Source organism: Amycolatopsis keratiniphila subsp. keratiniphila, from assembly GCF_001620365.2.
Classification (GTDB): Bacteria; Actinomycetota; Actinomycetes; order Mycobacteriales; family Pseudonocardiaceae; genus Amycolatopsis; species Amycolatopsis keratiniphila.
In genome coordinates this window covers 214,147-234,708 of sequence record NZ_LQMT02000025.1, presented here as the reverse complement: position 1 = coordinate 234,708, position 20,562 = coordinate 214,147, and the positions used below count along the sequence as shown (strand labels likewise).

20 protein-coding genes are annotated in these 20,562 nt (G+C 68.5%); 4 read left to right on the top strand and 16 right to left on the bottom strand.

Annotation, left to right across the window (positions count from 1 at the left end; genetic code table 11):
* Positions 1–26: 26 nt before the first annotated feature.
* Positions 27–1,538, bottom strand: a complete 1,512-nt coding sequence (gene glpK / locus AVR91_RS27315; protein ID WP_037332341.1) for a glycerol kinase GlpK — start codon at positions 1,536–1,538, stop codon at positions 27–29.
* 14 nt (positions 1,539–1,552) lie between these two features.
* Positions 1,553–2,308, bottom strand: coding sequence for an MIP/aquaporin family protein (locus AVR91_RS27310; RefSeq protein WP_172843533.1), 756 nt, complete (start codon positions 2,306–2,308; stop codon positions 1,553–1,555).
* A 234-nt stretch (positions 2,309–2,542) separates the two neighbouring features.
* Here AVR91_RS27310 and AVR91_RS27305 point away from each other — a divergent pair, with 234 nt between their 5' ends.
* Both AVR91_RS27305 and AVR91_RS27300 read left to right on the top strand, forming a co-directional pair.
* Positions 2,543–4,282, top strand: a complete 1,740-nt coding sequence (locus AVR91_RS27305; RefSeq protein WP_063272334.1) for a glycerol-3-phosphate dehydrogenase/oxidase — start codon at positions 2,543–2,545, stop codon at positions 4,280–4,282.
* Between the two features lie 216 nt (positions 4,283–4,498).
* The gene (locus tag AVR91_RS27300) at positions 4,499–5,962 is read left to right on the top strand and encodes an aldehyde dehydrogenase family protein (protein WP_063272335.1); all 1,464 of its coding nucleotides are present in this window, start codon (positions 4,499–4,501) and stop codon (positions 5,960–5,962) included.
* A gap of 33 nt (positions 5,963–5,995) precedes the next feature.
* On the opposite strand, the gene AVR91_RS27295 is transcribed toward AVR91_RS27300, so the two are convergent.
* The 5 genes from AVR91_RS27295 to AVR91_RS27275 all read right to left on the bottom strand — a co-directional run bounded on the left by AVR91_RS27295 (position 5,996) and on the right by AVR91_RS27275 (position 9,690).
* Entirely contained in the window at positions 5,996–6,526 is a 531-nt protein-coding gene (locus AVR91_RS27295) for a GNAT family N-acetyltransferase (RefSeq protein WP_123798275.1), read from the bottom strand.
* 21 nt (positions 6,527–6,547) lie between these two features.
* On the bottom strand, positions 6,548–6,922 hold the full coding sequence (locus tag AVR91_RS27290) for a DUF1707 SHOCT-like domain-containing protein (RefSeq protein ID WP_007031946.1): 375 nt from the start codon (positions 6,920–6,922) through the stop codon (positions 6,548–6,550).
* Between the two features lie 41 nt (positions 6,923–6,963).
* Complete coding sequence (locus tag AVR91_RS27285) at positions 6,964–7,419, bottom strand: DUF1707 SHOCT-like domain-containing protein (protein WP_063272336.1); 456 nt, start codon at positions 7,417–7,419, stop codon at positions 6,964–6,966.
* A gap of 46 nt (positions 7,420–7,465) precedes the next feature.
* Complete coding sequence (locus AVR91_RS27280) at positions 7,466–9,256, bottom strand: acetyl/propionyl/methylcrotonyl-CoA carboxylase subunit alpha (RefSeq protein WP_063272337.1); 1,791 nt, start codon at positions 9,254–9,256, stop codon at positions 7,466–7,468.
* Between the two features lie 149 nt (positions 9,257–9,405).
* On the bottom strand, positions 9,406–9,690 hold the full coding sequence (locus AVR91_RS27275; protein WP_063272338.1) for an SAV_915 family protein: 285 nt from the start codon (positions 9,688–9,690) through the stop codon (positions 9,406–9,408).
* Between the two features lie 83 nt (positions 9,691–9,773).
* Between AVR91_RS27275 and AVR91_RS27270 the strand changes: the two genes are divergently transcribed.
* Positions 9,774–10,457, top strand: coding sequence for a hypothetical protein (locus tag AVR91_RS27270; RefSeq protein ID WP_083737752.1), 684 nt, complete (start codon positions 9,774–9,776; stop codon positions 10,455–10,457).
* A gap of 151 nt (positions 10,458–10,608) precedes the next feature.
* On the opposite strand, the gene AVR91_RS27265 is transcribed toward AVR91_RS27270, so the two are convergent.
* Complete coding sequence (locus tag AVR91_RS27265; RefSeq protein WP_063272340.1) at positions 10,609–11,973, bottom strand: dicarboxylate/amino acid:cation symporter; 1,365 nt, start codon at positions 11,971–11,973, stop codon at positions 10,609–10,611.
* A 100-nt stretch (positions 11,974–12,073) separates the two neighbouring features.
* Entirely contained in the window at positions 12,074–12,700 is a 627-nt protein-coding gene (locus AVR91_RS27260; RefSeq protein ID WP_016331332.1) for a Maf family protein, read from the bottom strand.
* Positions 12,701–12,866: 166 nt separating this feature from the next.
* On the opposite strand from AVR91_RS27260, the gene AVR91_RS27255 reads away from it, so the two are divergent.
* On the top strand, positions 12,867–14,672 hold the full coding sequence (locus AVR91_RS27255) for a glycoside hydrolase family 3 protein (protein WP_063272341.1): 1,806 nt from the start codon (positions 12,867–12,869) through the stop codon (positions 14,670–14,672).
* 74 nt (positions 14,673–14,746) lie between these two features.
* Here the strand turns inward: AVR91_RS27255 and AVR91_RS27250 are convergent, their stop codons facing one another.
* The 7 genes from AVR91_RS27250 to AVR91_RS27220 form a co-directional block, all read right to left on the bottom strand.
* Positions 14,747–16,357, bottom strand: a complete 1,611-nt coding sequence (locus AVR91_RS27250) for a DHA2 family efflux MFS transporter permease subunit (RefSeq protein WP_076857440.1) — start codon at positions 16,355–16,357, stop codon at positions 14,747–14,749.
* Positions 16,338–16,964, bottom strand: a complete 627-nt coding sequence (locus AVR91_RS27245; RefSeq protein ID WP_063272343.1) for a PadR family transcriptional regulator — start codon at positions 16,962–16,964, stop codon at positions 16,338–16,340. The genes AVR91_RS27250 and AVR91_RS27245 overlap by 20 nt, the downstream gene beginning before the upstream one ends.
* A 99-nt stretch (positions 16,965–17,063) precedes the next feature.
* The gene (locus AVR91_RS27240; RefSeq protein WP_063272344.1) at positions 17,064–17,384 is read right to left on the bottom strand and encodes a hypothetical protein; all 321 of its coding nucleotides are present in this window, start codon (positions 17,382–17,384) and stop codon (positions 17,064–17,066) included.
* On the bottom strand, positions 17,381–17,587 hold the full coding sequence (locus AVR91_RS27235) for a DUF397 domain-containing protein (RefSeq protein WP_016331337.1): 207 nt from the start codon (positions 17,585–17,587) through the stop codon (positions 17,381–17,383). Before AVR91_RS27235 ends, AVR91_RS27240 begins: the two co-directional genes overlap by 4 nt.
* A 197-nt stretch (positions 17,588–17,784) precedes the next feature.
* The gene (locus AVR91_RS27230) at positions 17,785–18,618 is read right to left on the bottom strand and encodes a helix-turn-helix domain-containing protein (RefSeq protein ID WP_063272345.1); all 834 of its coding nucleotides are present in this window, start codon (positions 18,616–18,618) and stop codon (positions 17,785–17,787) included.
* Between the two features lie 61 nt (positions 18,619–18,679).
* The gene (locus AVR91_RS27225; RefSeq protein ID WP_063272346.1) at positions 18,680–18,898 is read right to left on the bottom strand and encodes an acyl-CoA carboxylase subunit epsilon; all 219 of its coding nucleotides are present in this window, start codon (positions 18,896–18,898) and stop codon (positions 18,680–18,682) included.
* Complete coding sequence (locus AVR91_RS27220; RefSeq protein WP_037332312.1) at positions 18,895–20,532, bottom strand: acyl-CoA carboxylase subunit beta; 1,638 nt, start codon at positions 20,530–20,532, stop codon at positions 18,895–18,897. Before AVR91_RS27220 ends, AVR91_RS27225 begins: the two co-directional genes overlap by 4 nt.
* Between the last annotated feature and the right edge of the window lie 30 nt (positions 20,533–20,562).

Sequence of the window (20,562 nt, the reverse complement as noted above, 5' to 3'; positions counted from 1 at the left end):
GGGGCCTTCACGCGCGAAACCGCAGGTCAGTCTTCGTCCACCCAGTCGAAGGTCTTCGTGACCGCCTTCTTCCAGTTCCGGTACTCCGACTCGCGGCGGGTCTCGTCCATCGACGGGTCCCACTGCTTGTCCTGCGCCCAGTTGTTGCGGATGTCGTCCTCGCTCTTCCAGAAGCCCACCGCGAGACCGGCCGCGTAGGCCGCGCCGAGCGCGGTGGTCTCGTTGACCACCGGCCGGATCACCGGCACACCGAGGATGTCGGCCTGGAACTGCATGAGCAGCTCGTTGACGACCATGCCGCCGTCGACCTTCAGCGACTTCAGCGGGACACCGGAGTCGGCGTTCATCGCGTCGATGACCTCGCGCGACTGGAACGCCGTCGCCTCCAGGACCGCCCGCGCGATGTGACCCTTGTTGACGAACCGGGTGAGGCCGACGATCGCGCCGCGGGCGTCGGAGCGCCAGTACGGCGCGAAGAGGCCCGAGAACGCCGGCACGAAGTAGGCGCCACCGTTGTCTTCGACGGTCCGGGCGTGCTGCTCGACCTCGGCCGCGGAGCCGATCAGGCCGAGGTTGTCCCGCAGCCACTGCACGAGCGAACCGGTGACCGCGATCGAGCCTTCGAGCGCGTACACCGTGTCGTTCGAGCCGATCTTGTAGCAGACCGTGGTGAGCAGCCCGTTGTCCGACATGACCTTCTCGGTACCGGTGTTGAGCAGCATGAAGTTGCCGGTGCCGTAGGTGTTCTTGGCTTCACCCGGCGACAGGCACGCCTGCCCGAAGGTCGCCGCCTGCTGGTCGCCCAGGATGCCCGAGATCGGGACCCCGGCCAGCGCGCCCTTCTCCCGGACCTTGCCGTAGGTCTCCGAAGACGACCGGATCTCCGGGAGCATCGACAGCGGGATCGTCATCTCCTCGGCGATCTCGGCGTCCCAGGCGAGCGTGTCGAGGTCCATCAGCATGGTCCGTGACGCGTTGGTCGGGTCGGTGACGTGCACGCCGCCGTCGACCCCGCCGGTCATGTTCCACAGCACCCAGGTGTCCATGTTGCCGAAGATCAGGTCCCCGGCTTCGGCCTTGGCGCGGGCGCCGTCGACGTTGTCGAGGATCCACTTGATCTTCGGCCCGGAGAAGTAGGTCGCCAGCGGCAGGCCCACCTTCGCGCGGTAGCGCTCCTGCCCGCCGCCGAGCGCGCCGAGGTCGGCCACGATCTTGTCGGTGCGGGTGTCCTGCCACACGATCGCGTTGTACACCGGCTTGCCGGTGGTGCGGTCCCAGACCAGCGTGGTCTCGCGCTGGTTGGTGATGCCGACGGCGACGATGTCGCTCGCGACCAGGTCGCCCTTGGCCAGCGCGCCCGCGGCGACGGCTCGCGTGTTCTCCCAGATCTCTTCGGCGTTGTGCTCGACCCAGCCCGCCTTCGGGAAGATCTGCTCGTGTTCCCGCTGGTCCACGGCGACCACCCGGCCGGAGTGGTCGAAGATCATGCAGCGGGTCGACGTGGTGCCCTGGTCGATCGCGGCTACGTACGAAGTCATCTAGAACTCCAGTCTCAGGTGAGGTTGTGGACGGCGAGGAAGAGCAGGGCGGCCAGGGCACCGCCGACCAGCGGGCCGGCGACCGGGACCCAGGAGTAGCCCCAGTTCGGGTTGGCCTTGTTCTTGATGGGCAGCAGGAACGCGTACGCGATGCGCGGGCCGAGGTCCCGGGCCGGGTTGATGGCGTACCCGGTCGGGCCACCGAGGGACTGGCCGATGACCAGCACGACGAACGCCACACCCGCGTAGCCGAGCGCGGAGTTGCCGAACTGAGGCGTCCCGCCCTCACCGGTGGCGTTGGCGTAGACCGGGCTGAGCAGGATCCACGCGACCAGCACGAAGGTACCGATGATCTCGGTGACGAGGTTCCACGCCTTGTTCGGGATCTGTGGCGCGGTCGAGAAGATGCCGAGCGTCTCGTCGCGCTGCGGGTGGTCGTCGAACTGCAGTTTGTAGGCGGCCCAGCAGAGCACGGCGCCGAGGATCGCGCCGACCATCTGCCCGGCGAAGTAGATCGGGACGTCCGCCCACTTCGTCTTGTCCGCGATGGCGAGGCCCAGCGTCACGGCGGGGTTCAGGTGCGCGCCGCTCGGCGCGGCGATGCTCGCGCCGGCGAAGACCGCGAACGCCCACCCGAAGGTGATCATCACGACGCCACCGTTGTGGCCGTTGTTCTTCCGCAACACGTGGTTGGCGACCACGCCGTTACCCAACAGGATCAGGACCGCCGTTCCCAGCAGTTCCCAGACGAATATGGCTCCCACACTCACCGCTTGACCTCCACTTTGGACATTCCGCGCAGGGTCGAACACGGTGTGCTACGGCGCCCTTGCCGACCCACGTCCGTGGCACGTTACCGTCGCGTATTTGTTCGTTCCAGGCATCGCGGGAACCAATCCTTCCAAGATCGACGAGGGTTACGCCACACGTGTCACCCGCATAACGGACCGGTCGCGGCCGATCGTGCGATGCTGGAGTCACAGCGGCACAAGGAGGAATGTCACGTGGCAAGCTCTCAGCGCGAAGCCGAAAACAGCCCCGCCAGGCTGGGACCGCTCAAGCGGGAAGAGTCTTGGCAGCGGCTGGGTGCGGACAAGTTCGATCTCGTCGTCATCGGTGGCGGAGTGGTCGGGGCAGGCACGGCGCTCGACGCCGCGACACGCGGTCTGCGGGTCGCCCTCGTCGAAGCGCGAGACCTCGCCTCGGGAACGTCGAGCCGGTCCAGCAAGCTCTTCCACGGCGGGCTGCGCTACCTCGAACAGCTGGAATTCGGTCTGGTGCGGGAAGCTCTGCGGGAACGCGAGCTGATGCTGACGACGATCGCCCCGCATCTGGTGAAGCCGGTCAGCTTCCTGTATCCGTTGACCCACCGCGTCTGGGAGCGTCCGTACACCGCGGCCGGCCTGCTGATGTACGACACGATGGGCGGCGCGCGGTCGGTCCCCGGCCAGAAACACCTGAGCCGCGCCGGCGCGCTGCGGATGGTCCCGGCGCTGAAGCGGTCCGCGTTGATCGGCGGGATCCGTTACTACGACGCGCAAGCCGACGACGCGCGCCACACGATGACCGTCGCCCGCACCGCGGCGCACTACGGCGCCGTGGTGCGCACCTCCACCCAGGTGGTCGGTTTCCTCCGCGAGGCCGACCGCATTTCCGGGGTCCGCGTGCGCGACGTCGAGGACGGCCGCGAGACCGAGATCCACGCCTCCGCGGTGGTCAACTGCACCGGCGTGTGGACCGACGAACTGCAGCGCCTTTCCGGTGGCCGCGGCCGGTTCCGCGTGCGGGCGAGCAAGGGCGTGCACATCGTCGTCCCGCGCGACCGGATCGTCTCCGAATCGGGGATGATCCTGCGCACCGAGAAGTCCGTGCTGTTCGTCATCCCGTGGCGCAACCACTGGATCGTCGGGACCACCGACACCGACTGGAACCTCGACCTCGCGCATCCCGCCGCGACCAAACACGACATCGACTACCTCCTCGAACACGTCAACACCGTGCTCGCGACACCGCTCACGCACGACGACATCGAAGGCGTCTACGCGGGGCTCCGGCCTTTGCTCGCCGGGGAAAGCGAAGAGACGTCGAAGCTTTCGCGCGAGCACGCGGTCGCGCGGGTCGCGCCGGGACTGGTCGCGATCGCGGGCGGCAAGTACACGACGTACCGGGTGATGGCGGCCGACGCCGTCGACGCCGCGGCCGTCGACCTGCCGGGCAGGCCGCAGTCGTCCATCACGGACAAGGTGCCGCTGCTCGGCGCCGACGGCTACCACGCGCTGGTGAACCAGGCCGACCATCTGGCCGGCGAGCACGGGCTGCACCCGTACCGCGTGCGTCACCTGCTCGACCGGTACGGCTCGATGGTGCACGAGGTCCTCGCGCTCGGCGAAGGACGGCCGGAACTGCTGAAGCCGCTGGAGCACGCTCCGGACTACCTCGGTGTCGAGGTCGTCTACGCGGCCAGCCACGAGGGCGCGCTTCACCTGGAAGACGTGCTGGCGCGCCGGACGCGGATCTCCATCGAGTACGCGCACCGCGGCGTCGACTGCGCCGCGCAGGTCGCCACGCTGGTGGGCGAGGTGCTCGGCTGGTCGAAGGACGAGGAGAAGCGCGAAGTCGAGGTGTACAAGGCGCGGGTCGACGCGGAACGGGAGTCCCAGTCGCAGCCGAGCGATGAGGCCGCCGACGCGTTGCGCTCCGCCGCGCCGGAGGCACGCTCCGGGATCATCGAGCCGGTGAGTTGACCGTCCGTGCCGCATGGTGTGCCCTGCGCGCGGAGATCGTTGCCTGATCCGGTGAATCTGGCATAGCGTCGGCCGTCCCAGCCCGCGCGGCCGAAGGCCCCGCTATCGCGGTGGCAGGGCCCTTGCCCGCGAACGGGAGAAGTTTGATCAGCGCCCTGCCGACGTCGATCGCGGTCGCGGGCTCCTTGATCAGGCACAGAGACGGAAGGCGGCCTTGTGGTGTTTCTCGACTCGTCGACGTGGACGGACCGGATCTTCGCCGGCGGTGCCTGGGTGCCCGGCACCGGCGGCACCCGGAAGGTCACCGAGCCCGCGACCGGAGCGGTGTTGGGCAGCATCGGGATCGCCTCGGCCGAAGACGCCGCGAAAGCGGCTGAAACGGCGGCCGAGGCGCAGCGGGCTTGGGCGGCGACGCCGCACGTCCAACGGGCCGCGATCCTGCGCAAGGCGGCCACCCTGTGGTCGGAGTACGCCGACGAGATCCGCTGGTGGAACGTCCGCGAGGTCGGCGCCGTGCCGGGTGTCGCGGGCTTTTCGCTGCACGTCGCGGAGCAGGAGTGCTACGAAGCGGCGGCCCTGCCCGGCCGCCCGTACGGCGAACTCCTGCCGAGCGAAGAGCCGCGCCTCTCGATGGCGCGCCGTGTCCCGGCCGGTGTGGTCGCGGTGATCTCGCCGTTCAACATGCCGATCATCCTCGGCATCCGCTCGGTCGCCCCGGCGCTCGCGCTGGGGAACGCGGTCATCCTGAAGCCGGACCCGCGCACCGCCGTCACCGGTGGCGTCGTCCTCGCGCGGATCTTCGAGGAGGCGGGGCTGCCGCCGGGCGTGCTGCAGATGCTGCCGGGCGGCGCGGACGTCGGCGAGACACTCGTGACGCATCCGGAGGTCCGGGTCATCTCGTTCACCGGGTCGACCGGTGCCGGGCGCAAGGTCGGCGAACTCGCCGGGAAGCATTTGAAGCGCGCACATCTGGAGCTGGGCGGGAACTCCGCGCTCATCGTGCTCGACGACGCGGACGTCGACGAGGCCGCCGGGGTCGCCGCGTTCGGCTCGTTCTTCCACCAGGGCCAGATCTGCATGACCACCGGGCGGCACCTCGTGCACGAGCGGCTCTACGACGACTTCGTCGAGCGGCTGGCGGCGAAGGCGGCCGCGTTGCGGGTGGGCGACCCGGCGCAGGACGAGGTCGCGCTCGGGCCGATCATCGACGCCGGGCAGCGGGACAAGATCCACGAACTGGTCACCGCCAGCGTCGCGGCGGGCGCGCGAGTCGCCGCCGGTGCCGAGTACGACCGGCTGTTCTATTCGGCGACGGTGCTCGCCGACGTGCCGCCGACGGCACCCGCGGTCGCCGAGGAGATCTTCGGCCCGGTCGCGCCGGTCGTGCGGTTCTCCGACGCGGAGGAGGCCATCCGCCTCGCGACCGCGAGCGAGTACGGGCTCTCGCTGGGGATCGTCACGCGCGATGTCCTCAAAGGACTGGAGCTCGCGGATCGCGTCCCGACCGGGATCGTGCACATCAACGACCAGACCGTCAGCGATGAGGCGAACAGCCCCTTCGGTGGCGTCGCCGCTTCGGGCACCGGAAGCCGCTTCGGCGGTGCGGCGGCGAACATCGAGGCGTTCACCGAGACCCGGTGGGTCACCGTCCGGAACCCGCCGCCCACCTACCCCTTCTGACCGGCAGATCGCGTTTAGCCCGCTAAACGCAGGTCAGGCGGTGCGGCGCCAGCGGATGAGGCGTTCCCCGGTCGGGGCCGGCTCCAGTTCGGGCCCGACCAGGGTGAACCCGCATTTGCGGGCGACCGAGGCGGACACCTCGTTCGTCTCCTCGTAGCGGTAGCTGACCTCACGCAGGCCGAGCCCGCCGAAACCGAAGCGCAGGGCCGCGTTGAGCGCGGTGCTCGCGACCCCCTTGCCCCGCGACGCCGCGCGCACCCAGACCGACGCCTCCGCGTACCCGGCGTCGAGATCGAGATCCCGCAGGCCGACCTCGCCCAGCAGGTCCCCGGTCGTCGGCTCGGCCACCGCCCAGGAACAGCGCTCGTCACCCGCCCACTGGGCGGCGCGCAGCGCGACGTACTCGGTCGCCTCGTCGAGGTCCCGCAATCGGTAGTTCAGGACGTACTTGCGGTGCGTCGGGTCCGCGAAGGCCGCGACCAGCGCCGGACGGTCGTCGAGGGCCTTGTCCGCCCGCAGTTGCCGCAGGTAGTACTCGCCCGCGTTGATCTCCACCGGTTCCACCCTTCGAGGGTAACCGGAGCGTCAGCGACGGCGGCTCATGATCAGCGCGACCGCCAACGGCAACAGGAAGACCAGGAACGTCCCGCGGGTGAAGAAGAACAGCGCGATCGCGACCGCGGCGGCGATCGGCACGGCACTGGCCGTCAGCCATTTCGACGGCTGGACCTCGTTCTTCGCGGACGCCTGCGCGACGCCGGGCATCGGCGGCAGGGGGAGCAGCGCGCTGGGCCGGGGCGAGGGCAGGTCCGTGAACAGCGGTTCGAGCTCGCTCGCCATCCTCGCGGCGCTGACCTTCGCCGACCGGGAACCGAACTCGTCGAGGTCGAGTCTGCCGGTGCGGACGTGCTCTTCCAGCGCCTCGAGCGCGTCTTGGCGTTCGGCGTCGCTCAGCCGCATGTCCGGTCTCTCGGCACCCACGTCCCGAGTCTACGGGCGGATCAGCCGTCGAGTTCCCGCCGACGCTGCTTCCCGAGCTTCTTGTGGGAGTTCTCCCAGCCCTTGCCCCAGATGCCCTCGCCGACGGCGCTGATCCCGATCGGGACGAGGATGAACCACCAGGTGATGCCGGTGGTGATGATGAGCGCGATGGTGGCGATGAAGAGGATCGGCAGGAGCGCGCCCATGACGCGTTGCGTCGGGGAGATGCCCGCCCACGGCGACACCGGTTTCTCCGGTTCGCCGACGGGCGCGTCGTAGCGGGGGTGCGGCTCGGGCAGGTCGAGGAAGATCTCGGCCAGCTCGCCGCGGGTTTTGGCGGCGGTGATCCGGGCCGACCGGTCACCGAACTCGTCGATGTCGATCCTGCCCACGGTCATGTGCTCGCCGAGCGCGGTCAGCGCGGACTCGCGATCCTGATCACTGATCCGCAGCCGCGGAGACGGAACCTCGCTCACCCTTTCGAGAATAGGCCGGGCGAGGCCCCGTCAACCACGACATTCGTCAGTCTTTGAGCTCGAACAGCTGGGTGCCCTGCGTCACCGCGGCGCCGACCTCGACCGAAAGCCCGGTGACGGTGCCCGCCTTGTGCGCGGTGACCGGGTTCTCCATCTTCATCGCTTCGAGCACGACGACCAGCTCGCCCGCTTCGACCCGCTGGCCCTCTTCGACGGCGACCTTGACGATGGTGCCCTGCATCGGCGCGGTGACCGCGTCGCCGCTCACCGCGGCCTTGGTGCCGCCCGCACGCTTGCGCGGCTTGGCCTTCACGGCCGTCCCGCCGCCACCGGCGTCGAGCGAGAAACCGCCGGGGAGCGACACTTCGAGCCGTCGGCCGCCGACCTCGACGACGACGTTCTGCCGGGGCTGCTCTTCCTCGGCCTCGACGGTTTCCGGCGCCACGAACGGCTCGATGGTGTTCTCGAACTCGGTCTCGATCCAGCGGGTGTGGACGCTGAAACCGTTCTCGTCGCCGATGAACGCCGGGTCGTCCACGATCACGCGGTGGAACGGCAGCACCGTCGCCATCCCGTCGGCGACCATCTCGGCCAGCGCGCGGCGGCTGCGCTCGAGCGCGTTCTGCCGGTCCGAGCCGGTGACGATCAGCTTCGCGAGCATCGAGTCGAACTGGCCGCCGATGACGCTGCCGGACTCGACACCCGAGTCGACGCGGACGCCGGGGCCGCTCGGCGCGACGAACTTCGTCACGGTGCCGGGCGCGGGCAGGAAGCCGCGGCCGGCGTCCTCGCCGTTGATGCGGAACTCGATCGAGTGGCCGCGCGGTTCCGGGTCCTCGGTGATGCGCAGCTTCTCGCCACGCGCGATGCGGAACATCTCGCGCACGAGGTCGAGGCCCGTGGTCTCCTCGGACACCGGGTGCTCGACCTGCAGCCGCGTGTTGACCTCGAGGAACGAGATCGTGCCGTCGACGGCGACGAGGTACTCGACCGTCCCGGCGCCGTAGTAGCCGGCTTCCTTGCAGATCGCCTTCGCGGACTCGTGGATGCGCTTGCGCTGCTCGTCGGTCAGGAACGGCGCGGGTGCCTCCTCGACCAGCTTCTGGTGACGGCGCTGCAGCGAGCAGTCGCGGGTGCCGACGACGATGGCGTTGCCGTGCTGGTCGGCGAGGACCTGCGCCTCGACGTGGCGCGGCTTGTCCAGGTAGCGCTCGACGAAGCATTCGCCGCGGCCGAACGCGGAAATCGCCTCACGCGTCGCCGACTCGAAGAGCTCCGGGATCTCTTCGCGGGTGCGGGCGACCTTCAGCCCGCGGCCGCCGCCGCCGAACGCCGCTTTGATCGCCACCGGCAGGCCGTGCTCGTCGGCGAAGGCGACGATCTCGTCGGCGTTCGCGACGGGGTCCTTGGTGCCGGGCACGAGCGGGGCGCCGGCGCGCAGCGCGATGTGGCGCGCGGTGACCTTGTCCCCGAGGTCGCGGATGGCCTGCGGGCTCGGCCCGATCCAGGTCAGCCCGGCGTCGATCACGGCCTGGGCGAAGTCCGCGTTCTCGGAGAGGAAACCGTAGCCGGGGTGGACCGAGTCCGCGCCCGATCGCTTGGCGGCGTCGAGCAGCTTGTCGAAGACGAGGTAGCTCTCGGCCGCGGTGGTGCCGCCGAGCGCGAAGGCCTCGTCCGCGAGGCGCACGTGGGGTGCGTCGCGGTCAGGATCGGCGTAGACGGCGACGCTGGTCAGCCCGGCGTCCTTCGCCGCCCTGATCACCCGTACCGCGATTTCCCCGCGGTTCGCGATCAGGACCTTGGTCACCGGACCACCTGTGCCGGCCTGCTCGGTCACGCCGTACCTCCTGCGTTCGCACGTCGGGCCGCCCCGATGCGGCTCCGCAGCAGTTTACGGAAGTTCCCGCTCTGATTAGTGAGAGCAAGGCCACCCGGTGACACTGTTTATAGCAGCGACTCACTGTGGCGTAGTTCTTCTAACAGGCCCTACACCAGGGCTTCGCGGTGCCGCAGTTCTTCCGGAAGATCGGAATCGAGCACGATCAGGTCGTACGGCTGGGCCTGGTGGACCCGGCCGAGGTGCTCGGATTTGACCAGTGCCCACGGCTGATGCGGCCCGCAGCACTCGACCAGACGCTGCACGGAACTGAAGGCGATCAACGCCATCCGGCCGTCCTTGGTCGCGCGGAGTTCGATCTCCGCGCTCGTGTAGTCCTTCGGCTTTTTCGCCGTCGGAAGGAACAGTGCGCTGGGCAGTCCGGGGTTCGTCACAGGAACAACATAGACGTGCACTCTGCGCTAGATCACTTACGCTCTCGGATATGCGGACACAGGAAGCGCGGGCGCCACGATCCGTGCTGCTCACCGCGCTGCTGGCGGTTGTGGTGACGGCGGGCGTGATCGTCACCGTGGTCCTGCTCCGCCCGGCCGCACCGACGCCCGCCGGCGACCCCGGTGTGCCTCCGGTATCCGATGGCGCCCCGAGCGCGCCCAGGGTGAACTGCGGCGACTCGGCCTGCCGGGAGATCGGCGCGATGACCGTCGGCGGGCTGCCCGTCGTGCTGCTGGCCGACTCCTCGGGGAAGCAGGGGGTGGTCCGGATCGGCGCGGACACCGCGTACCCGCTGATCATCAACGACCGCGGGGTCACCCTGAAGGGCGATTCTTTGCGCTGTGTCGATGGCACGACACCGGTGTGCCTGGTGCGCGGCGAGACGGGCAGGGGTGTGACGGGCGAACTGTTCGTGGCGCGCGGCGGGATCTGGCGGGACACCGGGAAGCCGTATTTCTCCGATGCCGGGACGATCGCCCTGCACGACGTCACCGCCGACGGGGTCGCGGACGTGATCGTCGTGCGGCACGAATGTCCCGGCGCGCAGTCCGGGTCGGCGCGGTGCCAGGCGGCGCCGGTGCTCGCGGAGGTCTACGACGTCGCCCGCGGTTCCGTGGGGTGCACGCGGCGGTACACCGCTCCTTCGGAGCTGAGGGGCTGGCCGGATGTGCGGCTGACCAGGGCGGATCTGCGGGCCTGCCCCTGAGGGGGAGCAAGGGACCTTTGCTACCACTCGGGCGGCCGGTCCCTGGAGCGTTCAAGGTAGTGAAGGCCTCCTTCACTACCTTGAGGGTAGGGAAGGAGGCCTTCACGGACATCTGGTCCCTCAAGGGGGCCTTCACGGACCGGCAGAAGCGTCACGCACCAGCGGCGGCAGGCTCCTTAGCGGAGGCAGTAGCCGCTTCGCCGTCAGAGGTCGGCGAAGGGTCTGTCGGCGAGTTGAGCACCTCGTCGTCCAGAAGGCCTTCGCCGCGAGCGACGACCACCGGAACGACGATCTGGCCGGCGACGTTGGTCGCGGTCCGCATCATGTCCATGATCGGGTTCACCGAGTAGATCAGCGCGATCCCGAGCGCCACCTGCTGCGCGTCGAGGCCGATGAACGCGGTGGTCAGGGTCAGCGCGGTCAGCCAGCCGGTGGTGCCCGCGGTGGCCAGTGCGCCGAGCACGGCGACCACGACGATCCCGACGTACTGCCAGATGTTCAGCGAGACCCCGGACAGGTTCGCGATGAAGATGGCGCCGATCGCGGGGAACACCGCGGCGCAGCCGTCCATCTTCGTGGCGCTGCCCAGCGGAGTCGCGAAGGCGGCGTACGCGGGCTGGACGCCCAGGTTCACGGCGGACTGCCGCGTGAGGGGCAGCGTCGCGGCCGAAGACTGCGAAGCGAACGCGAACTGGATCGCCGTGCCCGCCTTCGAGAAGAACTTCAGCGGGCTGACCTTCGCCACGAACTGGAGCAGGATCGGGTAGACCACCAGCAGCACCACGAGGCAGCCGACGTACACCGCGAGCGTGGTGGTGAACAGCGGGCGGAACAGCGCGTCACCGTAGTTCGCGACCGCGGCGCCGATCAGGCCGACGATGCCGATCGGGGCGAGCCGGACGATCCAGCCGAGGTAGCGCTGGATGATCTCGAAGACGCTGGTGGTGAAGTCGACGAACGGCTTGGCCTTGTCGCCGAGACTGTAGGCCGCCGCACCGATGATCACGGCGAGGAACAGCACCTGCAGCGTCGAGCCTTCGGTGAAAGCCGTGAAGAAGTTCTTCGGCAGGAAGCCTTCGACGAAGGCGCTCCAGGAGCCCCAGTTGTCGACGCTCTTGGTGGCCTTGTCCGCGTTCTTCGCGGTCGCGGCGACGCCTTCGCCGAGGCCGCCGCTGCCCGGGTTGAACAGCTTCGCGACGGCGATGCCGATCAGCGACGCGATGAACGAGGTGATCGCGAACCACAGGACGGTCTTGCCACCCAGCCGCGCGGCCTTCTTGCCGCCGCCGAGGTTGCGCAGGCTGTTGATGCCGACCACGATCGCCGTGAAGACCAGCGGGATCACCGCGATCTGCAGCAGCGTCGTGAAGATCGTGCCGATCTGGTCGAGCAGGTCGGTCAGCCAGCTCGCCTCGGTCGTCCTGGCGAGGACGCCGAGCAGGGCGCCCACGACGAGCGAGCCGAGGACCGCCGCCGCGAAGACCCTTGGCCTTGTATAGGTCCGAATGAAAGACACGGGGCGACTCCGGTGCGTGAAGGTTTCCTGATTTCCCGAACGTGAAGAACGTTCGGCGAGGCAGGACTCTTCCGGATCACCCGATCGTGTGGGAGTCGTCTCAGGATGCGGGACGGGTCCAGAGATCGATGACGCTCACACCGACCTCCGTCAGCAAACGACGGGTCAGCGGCAGGCTGATCCCGATGACACTCGAGAAGTCACCGTCGATTCCCTCGATGAACCAGCCGCCGAGCCCGTCGAGGGTGAAGCCGCCGGCCACCTGAAGCGGCTCTCCGGAAGCGATGTACGCCTCGATCTCTTCTTGTGACGGTGTGCCGAAGCGAACAGTGGTGCCTTCGGTCCCGGACGCTTCCTTCGTCCTCTCACCGTTCTCGACGCGGATGATCGCGTGACCGGTCAGGAGTTCACCGGTCTTGCCCGCCATCGACGCCCAGCGTTCGCGCGCGGCTTCCGGCGTGATCGGCTTGCCGACCATCTCGCCGTTGATCGACAGCATCGAATCGCAGCCCACGATGACCAGGTCGGAGTGGCCGCCCAGCGCCTCGAAAACCGCCTCGGCCTTCGCGGCGGCGAGCGCGCGGACCAGCTCTTCGGGGGCCGGATCGGTCAGCGACGCGGCGACCGCGTCCTCGTCGACGCCGGACACGACGACGCTCGGATCGAAGCCGGCGGAACGCAGGACACCGAGGCGGGCGGGGGACTGGGACGCGAGAACGAAACGCACGTGAGGAAGGTACTCGACGGCTCGCCGTTGCCTGATTGTGACCTGGAACACCCGAACGTGGAGTTAGTTTGTTGTGGCGCGCAACATATGGATTGTTCGAGCTACGGAGGAACCAATGTCGCCCCGCCTCCGCGTCAGAAGATCTCTTCGCACGACGCAAACCACAGTGCTCGCAGGACTGCTCCTGGCCGGTTCGGCCCTGACCCCGGTGGCTTCCGCAGCTCCGGGACCGCTCTACAAGAACCCGCACGCTTCGACCTCCGCGCGGGTGAACGACCTGCTCAAGCGGATGAGCCTCGACGACAAGATCGGCCAGATGACGCAGGCCGAACGCGGCGCGGTCACCCCCGACCAGGCCGCCGCGCTCAAACTGGGGTCCCTGCTTTCCGGCGGTGGCTCGGTACCGGCCAGCAACACGCCGACCGGGTGGGCCGACATGGTCGACTCGTACCAGAAGGCGGCGGTTTCGACGCCGCTCGGCATTCCCACGATCTACGGCGTCGACGCCGTGCACGGCCACAACAACGTCTACGGCGCCACGATCTTCCCGCACAACATCGGCCTCGGCGCCGCGAACAATCCGCGCCTGGTCGAGAAGATCGGCCGGGCGACGGCGCTCGAAGTCGCCGGAACCGGTCCGCAGTGGGACTTTTCGCCGTGTCTGTGCGTCGCCCGCGACGACCGGTGGGGCCGGACCTACGAATCCTTCGGCGAATCCCCGCGTGACGCCATCGCGAACGCGTCGGCGATCACGGGGCTTCAAGGGCACAGGCTCGGCGAGAAACCGGGATCAGTGCTCGCGACGGCGAAACACTACGTCGGCGACGGTGGCACGACGAACGGCGTCGACCAGGGCAACACCGAGGTGAGCGAACGAGAGTTGCGCCAGATCCACCTGCCGCCGTTCCGCGAGGCGATCGACCGCGGGGTCGGCTCGGTGATGATCTCGTTCTCCAGCTTCCAGGGAGTGCGCATGCACGCCCAGAAGTACCTCATCACCGACGTCCTCAAGAAGGAACTGCGGTTTCGCGGGCTGGTGATCTCGGACTACAACGCGATCAACCAGATCGACGGCAAGGAGGGCTTCACCCCGGAAGAGGTGCGGCTCTCGGTCAACGCGGGCATCGACATGTTCATGGTCCCGTGGGACGCGCCGCAGTTCATCGCGTACCTCAAGGCCGAAGTCGAAGCGGGCCGCGTTTCGCGCGACCGGATCGACGACGCGAACCGCCGCATCCTGGCGGAGAAGTTCAAGCTCGGCCTGTTCGAGCGCCCGTACACCGACCGATCGCTCCAGAAGGCGTTCGGCAGCAAGGAACATCGCGAACTGGCCCGGCAGGCCGTCCGCGAATCCCAGGTGCTGCTGAAGAACGACGGTGTGCTGCCGCTGGCGAAGAAGAACAACAAGATCTTCGTCGCGGGCAAGAACGCGAACGACATCGGCAACCAGGCGGGCGGCTGGACGCTCACCTGGCAGGGACAGAGCGGCCCGGTGATCCCGGGCACGACCATCCTCGACGGCATCAAGTCGGGGGCGGGGAAGGGAACCACGGTGACCTATGACCGTGCGGGTAACGGAATCGACGGCAGCTACCAGGTCGCCGTCGCCGTGGTGGGCGAAACGCCGTACGCCGAAGGACAGGGAGACCGGCCGAACGGCTTCGGACTCGACGCGGAAGACCTCGCCACGATCGCCAAACTGAAGAGTTCCGGTGTCCCGGTCGTCGTGGTGACCGTGTCCGGCCGTCCGCTCGACATCGCCGCGCAGCTGCCGCAGTTCGACGGGCTGGTCGCGGCCTGGCTCCCGGGCAGCGAAGGCGCCGGTGTCGCCGATGTCCTTTACGGCGACTACAACCCGACCGGGAAGCTGACGTTCAGCTGGCCGGTCAGCGCGGCGCAGGAGCCGGTGAACGTCGGCGACGGCAAGAAGGCGCTGTACCCGTACGGCTACGGCCTGCGGTACCGCCGGTAGCCCGATGTCAGGAAAGGGTCGTTCAGGACGAAAAACGTCATGAACGACCCTTTCCTGACATTTGCGGGACAGGGTCAGGCGGCGCTGGCGGCGGGTTCGCGAGCGGGCGGGTGGGGTGCCCGGGAAGGGCGCCGCATGGTGAGCGCGGCGAGCACACCCAGCGCGAGCACCGCGGCCGGAAGCAGCAGGGCCACCCGGGCCGCGTCGGTGAGTCCATTATGGACGGCGTCGAGAGCGAGCCGCTGAGCCTGCTCGGCGACACCTGGCGGCAGGCCGGGGAACGTGGCCGCGCCGGAGGAACCGAACTCCCCGGTCGATTCCGCGGCCTTCGCGACGCCTTCGGAGAACGGCGCCCGGTACTGCTCCGGCAACGCGCTCGCGGCCGACGCCGCCTCGCCGGCGATCGAAGCGCTGATCCGGGCCTGCAGCAGCACGCCGACGGCCGCGCTGCCGAGCACGCCGCCGACCTGACGGGCGGTGTTGAAGATGCCCGACGCGGTCCCGACGAGCCGCGGTTCGACCGAACTCATCGCCAGATTGCCCATCGGCGCGAAGATGAAGCCGATGCCGAAACCCGCCACCAGCAGCGCCGGGGTGAGCGCCCACGCGTTCGCGCCCGCCCTGGCGATCAAGGCCGCCAGGCCCAATCCCGCGGCGAGCGCGGTGAGCCCGACGATCAGCAGGATCTTTCCGCTGACCTTGTCCGAAGCGCGGCCGACGAACGGGCCGATCAGGCCACCCAGCAACGACATCGGCGCGAACAGCAGCCCGGACATCGTCGGCGACTCGCCCAGCACGGCCTGGATGTAGATCACCAGCGGCAGGAACATGCCGGTCATCGCGAAGCCGACGGTGACCGCCGTCAGCGCCCCGGCCGAGAAGTTGCGGTTCGCGAAAACGCCGAGCGGGAGCAGCGGTTCGCGGCGGTTGAACCGTTGCCACACAACGAAAGCGACCAGAAGGGCGATACCGAAGCCGATGATCTCGAAGACGGTGACCGGCCCGAACACTCGTCCCCAGTCGTAGTGCTGTCCATTTTGGACACCGTAGACGACACAGAACAACCCGGCGCCGGACAGCAGGATCCCCGGGACGTCGAAGGAATGCGAGTGCTTCGGCTGCCAGTCCGGCACCTTGAGCAGCGCGAGCGCGATCGCGACCACGCCGACCGGCAGGTTGACGAAGAAGATCCATTCCCAGCCGAGGTGGTCTACGAGCACGCCGCCGAGTACCGGCCCGACGATGGCCGCGATCCCGGCGACACCGCTCCAGAGTCCCATCGCGGGGCCGCGTTTCGACGGCGGGAACAGATGGCTGATGAACGCCAGGGTCTGCGGCGTCATCAAAGCGGCGCCGAGGCCTTGCACCGCGCGGGCCGCGATCAGCATTTCGACCGATCCGGACACACCGCACCACAGCGAGGCCAGCGTGAACACCACGAGCCCGGCCAGGTAGACGCGTTTCGGGCCGAAGCGGTCGCCGAGACGGCTGGCGAACAGCATCGGCACCGCGTAGGTGAGCAGGTAGACGCTGATCACCCAGACGATCGCGTTCAGCCCGGCGCCGAGCTCCCGCAGCATCGCGGGGATCGCGGTCGAGACGATCGTGGTGTCCAGCAGGATCATGAAGAAACCCAGGCACAGCGCGGAAAGCGCGGCCCAGGGATTAGCTTGTCTTGCGTTCATCACTGTCGTCCTCGGTGACCAGGTTCAGCTGCGGCGTGCAGTGCCCCTGGAACCGGATGCGGCCGGATTCCAGGTCTGCGACGAGTTTTTGGGTCCATTCGAGCTCGAAGGCCCGCCGCGCGGTGGCGTAGGACCAGTCGAGCCAGTAGATCTCGGGGAGCTTGTGCTCGTTGACCAGGTTTTCGAGCACGACCTGGTCGGAGGCGAGGGCGGCCTGTAGCCGCAGCACGCGGTGCTTGAGCTGGGCGAGCGACATTTCCGGGCCGAGCTCGTCGATGACGGCGAGCGCGCTGAGGTACTCGGGGTACTCCTCGGCGGGGTTGGCCAGCATGTCCTGCGCCCGGGTGACGAACTCGTCGCGGCCGGTGTCCGTCATCGCGTACACGGTGCGCTCGGGGCGTTTCCCGTCCCGTTGTGTCTCGACGACCTCGACGAAACCGTTCTGAACCAGACGATCCACCGCGTGGTAGAGCGAACCGGCCTTCACCTTCACACGCGTGTTGACGAAGCGCTCGCGCATCAGCTGCGCCATCTCGTACGGATGCATGGGCCGCTCATGCAGGAGTTCGAGCACCGCCATGGCGAGCGGGGTGAGCTTCGCGGCCATGAGTGTCCCCCTTGGAAGATTCCCTGCTGATTATTCCTCGTGGAATATATGCCAGGCAGTGCTGAATCTTCAAGGGGGTGTCGGTGCTGCGGCCGGCCGCTAGCCGAGCGGTCTCGGCCCGATCTCGCGTTCGAGGAAGCGGTGGTACTCGATGGCCGCGATCGAGTTCTCCAGCTGTTCGAACGTCGGCGCGGGGAGCGCGCCGTTGAAGACGATGGTCAGGCTCTTCCGCGGGATGTTGATGACATACGGATCGACGTCGAGTTCTTCGCAGTGCCCGCGCAGGACGGCGGTCCAGTGGTCGAGGTCCTCGTCCTCGCCGAGGTGTTCCCACCGCGCGACGATCCAGTTGCCGTTGATCAGCTGGCCCGCCATCTCCCGCGGATCGTGGACCATGTACGGCTCGGCGACGTCGTTCATCGTCCGAGGTGTTCGAGGAGCGCGGCGAAGGACTCGGCCGGGAGCACCAGGATCGGCCGGGTCTCGTCCGGCAGCGCCCACTGCTTGGTGTCCCGGATGCCCACCAGGCCGGGTGCGGTACCGACCTCGACGCAGGCGTTCTCTTCCCAGTGGGTGTAGGTCGATTTGTGCCAGCCGGTCATGTTCTCGTGCCAGGTGGTCATAGGAGGGCCTTTCCCCAGTGACTGTTTCGGCAAGTAGACGGGTTGCGCGGCAGCAAGGTTGGCGAGATCGGGTGATCTGTGCCGATCGGTCGGTGAGTGGCTCCGATGATCGCGTTCGGCGCACGGAAAGGGACCTTCACCGACAGCTGCTTTACATACGATGCACTCTCGGAGTGCATAAGGCCAAGGGTCTTAGGTCACCGAAGTGAACCGGCCGCGAGCTGTCGGTAGTCGGCGGCGATGCGCGTGAGATGCCCGCAGGCGATGTCGCCGTAGGTGGCGTAGCGCTCGACCTCGGCGAAGTTCTTTTCGTAGTCGGTGACTTCGCGTTCGTCCGTTACGAGGGCCGTGGCCGTCTGCGTCCCGAGGAGCACCGCGCGCGAGTCGTAGATGTCGAAACCGTGGAGGACGGGGACCGACACCGGGGTGGTCCACGGGATCACGCCGAGCCGGATGCGATCGCGGCGTGACATCTCGATGAGGTGGCCGAGCTGGGCGAGCATGGTCTCCGCGCCGCCCATGTTCCAGCGCAGCGCGCCTTCGGTGAGCACGAAATGGAACCGGCGATTCGAATCGAGGATCCGCTGGCGCTCCAGCCGGGCCTCGACGGTCTGGTCGCGTTCGTCCTCCGGCAGCGTGTCGCCGAACAGCGCGGTGATGTAGTCGCGGGTCTGGAGCAGGCCGAACACGATGGTCGGCTGGAAACTCCGGATGCGGGCGGAGGCCGTCTCGATCTTGCCGATGCGCTGCTGCATCCGCCAGGCGCCGCGCTGAAAGACGACGCGGGCGGACGCCGCCTCCTCGCGGAGGTCCCGGGTGATCGCTACCAGCTCCCGCCGGACCTTCGCAGGCGCGCGATAAACACGGCACAGCGCGACGACCTGGTCCTCGGTCGGCATGAACGCGCCGGTCTCGACCCGCGACACCTTCGACTGACTGAGACCGGTGAGTCTCGCGGCTTCGGTACCGGACAGCCCGGCGGCCTTGCGCAGACGGCGCAACTCGGTGGAGAGGTGGTCCTGGTTCGTCACGCACGGCTTTCTGAGGCGATCGCGGTCGGCAGGACTGTCACGATAGCCCGCCGAGCCCCTCTCAGCGAGGAAGCGCCGAAGCGCGCCAGGCGCCCTCTCCGGGAGCGAGCGGGGCCCGAACGAGCGAAGCCTTGTCCGCCCACCACGAATCGCGTTTCGGCGCCGGTTGCGGTGCCCGCGCACCGGCCGCCGCCGCGACGACGGCGGTCAGCGCGGCGAGCTCGGCGTCGTCCGGGTTGCCCCGGACGACGCGCAGCAGCGGCGTTTCGGGCGCGGTCACAGCGGGATGTTCCCGTGCTTCTTGGGCGGCAGCGACTCACGCTTGCCCTGGAGCAGCGAGAGCGCCTTCGCGACGTGGCCGCGGGTGTGCGCGGGCACGATCACCGAGTCGACGTAACCGCGCTCGGCCGCCGCGTACGGGTTCAGGAGGGTGTCTTCGTACTCCTGGATCAGCTCGGCCCGCAGCGCGTCGACGTCCTTGCCGTCGGCGGCGGCCGCGGCGAGCGTCTTGCGGTGCACGATGTTCGCCGCGCCCTGCGCGCCCATGACCGCGACCTGCGCCGTCGGCCAGGCCAGGTTGATGTCCGCGCCGAGGTGCTTCGACCCCATCACGTCGTACGCGCCGCCGTACGCCTTGCGGGTGATGACGGTGACGAGCGGGACGGTCGCTTCGGCGTAGGCGTAGATCAGCTTCGCGCCGCGCCGGATGATGCCGTTCCACTCCTGGTCGGTGCCGGGCAGGAAGCCGGGGACGTCGACGAAGGTCAGCACCGGGATGTTGAACGCGTCGCAGGTGCGCACGAACCGCGCGGCCTTCTCGGAGGCGTCGATGTCGAGGCAGCCGGCGAATTGGGTCGGCTGGTTCGCCACGATGCCGACGCTGCGCCCGTCCACCCGGCCGAAGCCGACCAGGATGTTGGGCGCGAACAGCTCGTGTACCTCGAGGAAGTCACCGTCGTCGACGACGCGGTTGATGACCTCGTGCATGTCGTACGGCTGGTTCGGCGAGTCCGGGATCAGCGTGTCGAGCTCGCGATCGGTGTCGGTGACGTCGTCGAAGAACCCGCCCGGCGCCGAGTCGGTCTCGAACAGCGGCGCTTCGGACAGGTTGTTCGCCGGGAGGAACGCGAGCAGTTCCTTCACGTACGCGATGGCGTCCTCGTCGTCGGAGCCGAGGTAGTGCGCGACGCCCGAACGGGTGTTGTGCGTGCGCCCGCCGCCGAGCTCCTCGAAGGAGACCTCTTCGCCGGTCACGGTCTTCACGACGTCGGGGCCGGTGATGAACATGTGCGAGGTCTTGTCGACCATCACCACGAAGTCGGTCAGCGCGGGGGAGTAGACGTGCCCGCCCGCGTTGGCGCCCATGATCAGCGAGATCTGCGGGATGACGCCGGACGCCTTGACGTTGCGGTTGAAGATCTCGCCGTACAGCCCGAGCGAGACGACGCCTTCCTGGATCCGCGCGCCGCCGCCCTCGTTGATGCCGATGATCGGGCGGCCGGTCTTGATCGCCAGGTCCATCACCTTGACGATCTTCTCGCCGTACACCTCACCGAGTGAACCGCCGAAGACGGTGACGTCCTGGCTGAACACGCACACCGGACGGCCGTCGACGGTGCCGTAGCCGGTGACGACGCCGTCGCCGTAGGGCCGGTTCTTCTCCTGGCCGAAGTTGACCGAGCGGTGCTTCGCCAGCTCGTCGAGCTCGACGAAGGAGCCCTCGTCCAGCAGCAGGTCGATCCGCTCGCGAGCGGTCTTCTTGCCCTTGGCGTGCTGTTTCTCCACCGCCCTCGCGGAACCCGCGTGCACCGCCTCGTCATACCGGCGGTACAGGTCGGCCAGCTTGCCGGCCGTCGTGTGGATGTCCGGTTCGTCCTCGGGCGGCGTCCCGAGCGGCTCCGTCGCACTGCTCATGAAACCGCAGCCTAGCTACTCGACGGTCAC

Coding starts and splice junctions, on each gene's coding strand:
- glpK (WP_037332341.1), bottom strand. CDS start 1,538: ATGACTTCGTACGTAGCCGCGATCGACCAGGGCACCACGTCGACCCGC.
- AVR91_RS27290 (WP_007031946.1), bottom strand. CDS start 6,922: ATGCGGCTGAGCGACGCCGAACGCCAAGACGCGCTCGAGGCGCTGGAA.
- AVR91_RS27250 (WP_076857440.1), bottom strand. CDS start 16,357: ATGAACGCAAGACAAGCTAATCCCTGGGCCGCGCTTTCCGCGCTGTGC.
- AVR91_RS27245 (WP_063272343.1), bottom strand. CDS start 16,964: ATGGCCGCGAAGCTCACCCCGCTCGCCATGGCGGTGCTCGAACTCCTG.
- AVR91_RS27240 (WP_063272344.1), bottom strand. CDS start 17,384: ATGAACGACGTCGCCGAGCCGTACATGGTCCACGATCCGCGGGAGATG.
- AVR91_RS27235 (WP_016331337.1), bottom strand. CDS start 17,587: ATGACCACCTGGCACGAGAACATGACCGGCTGGCACAAATCGACCTAC.
- AVR91_RS27220 (WP_037332312.1), bottom strand. CDS start 20,532: ATGAGCAGTGCGACGGAGCCGCTCGGGACGCCGCCCGAGGACGAACCG.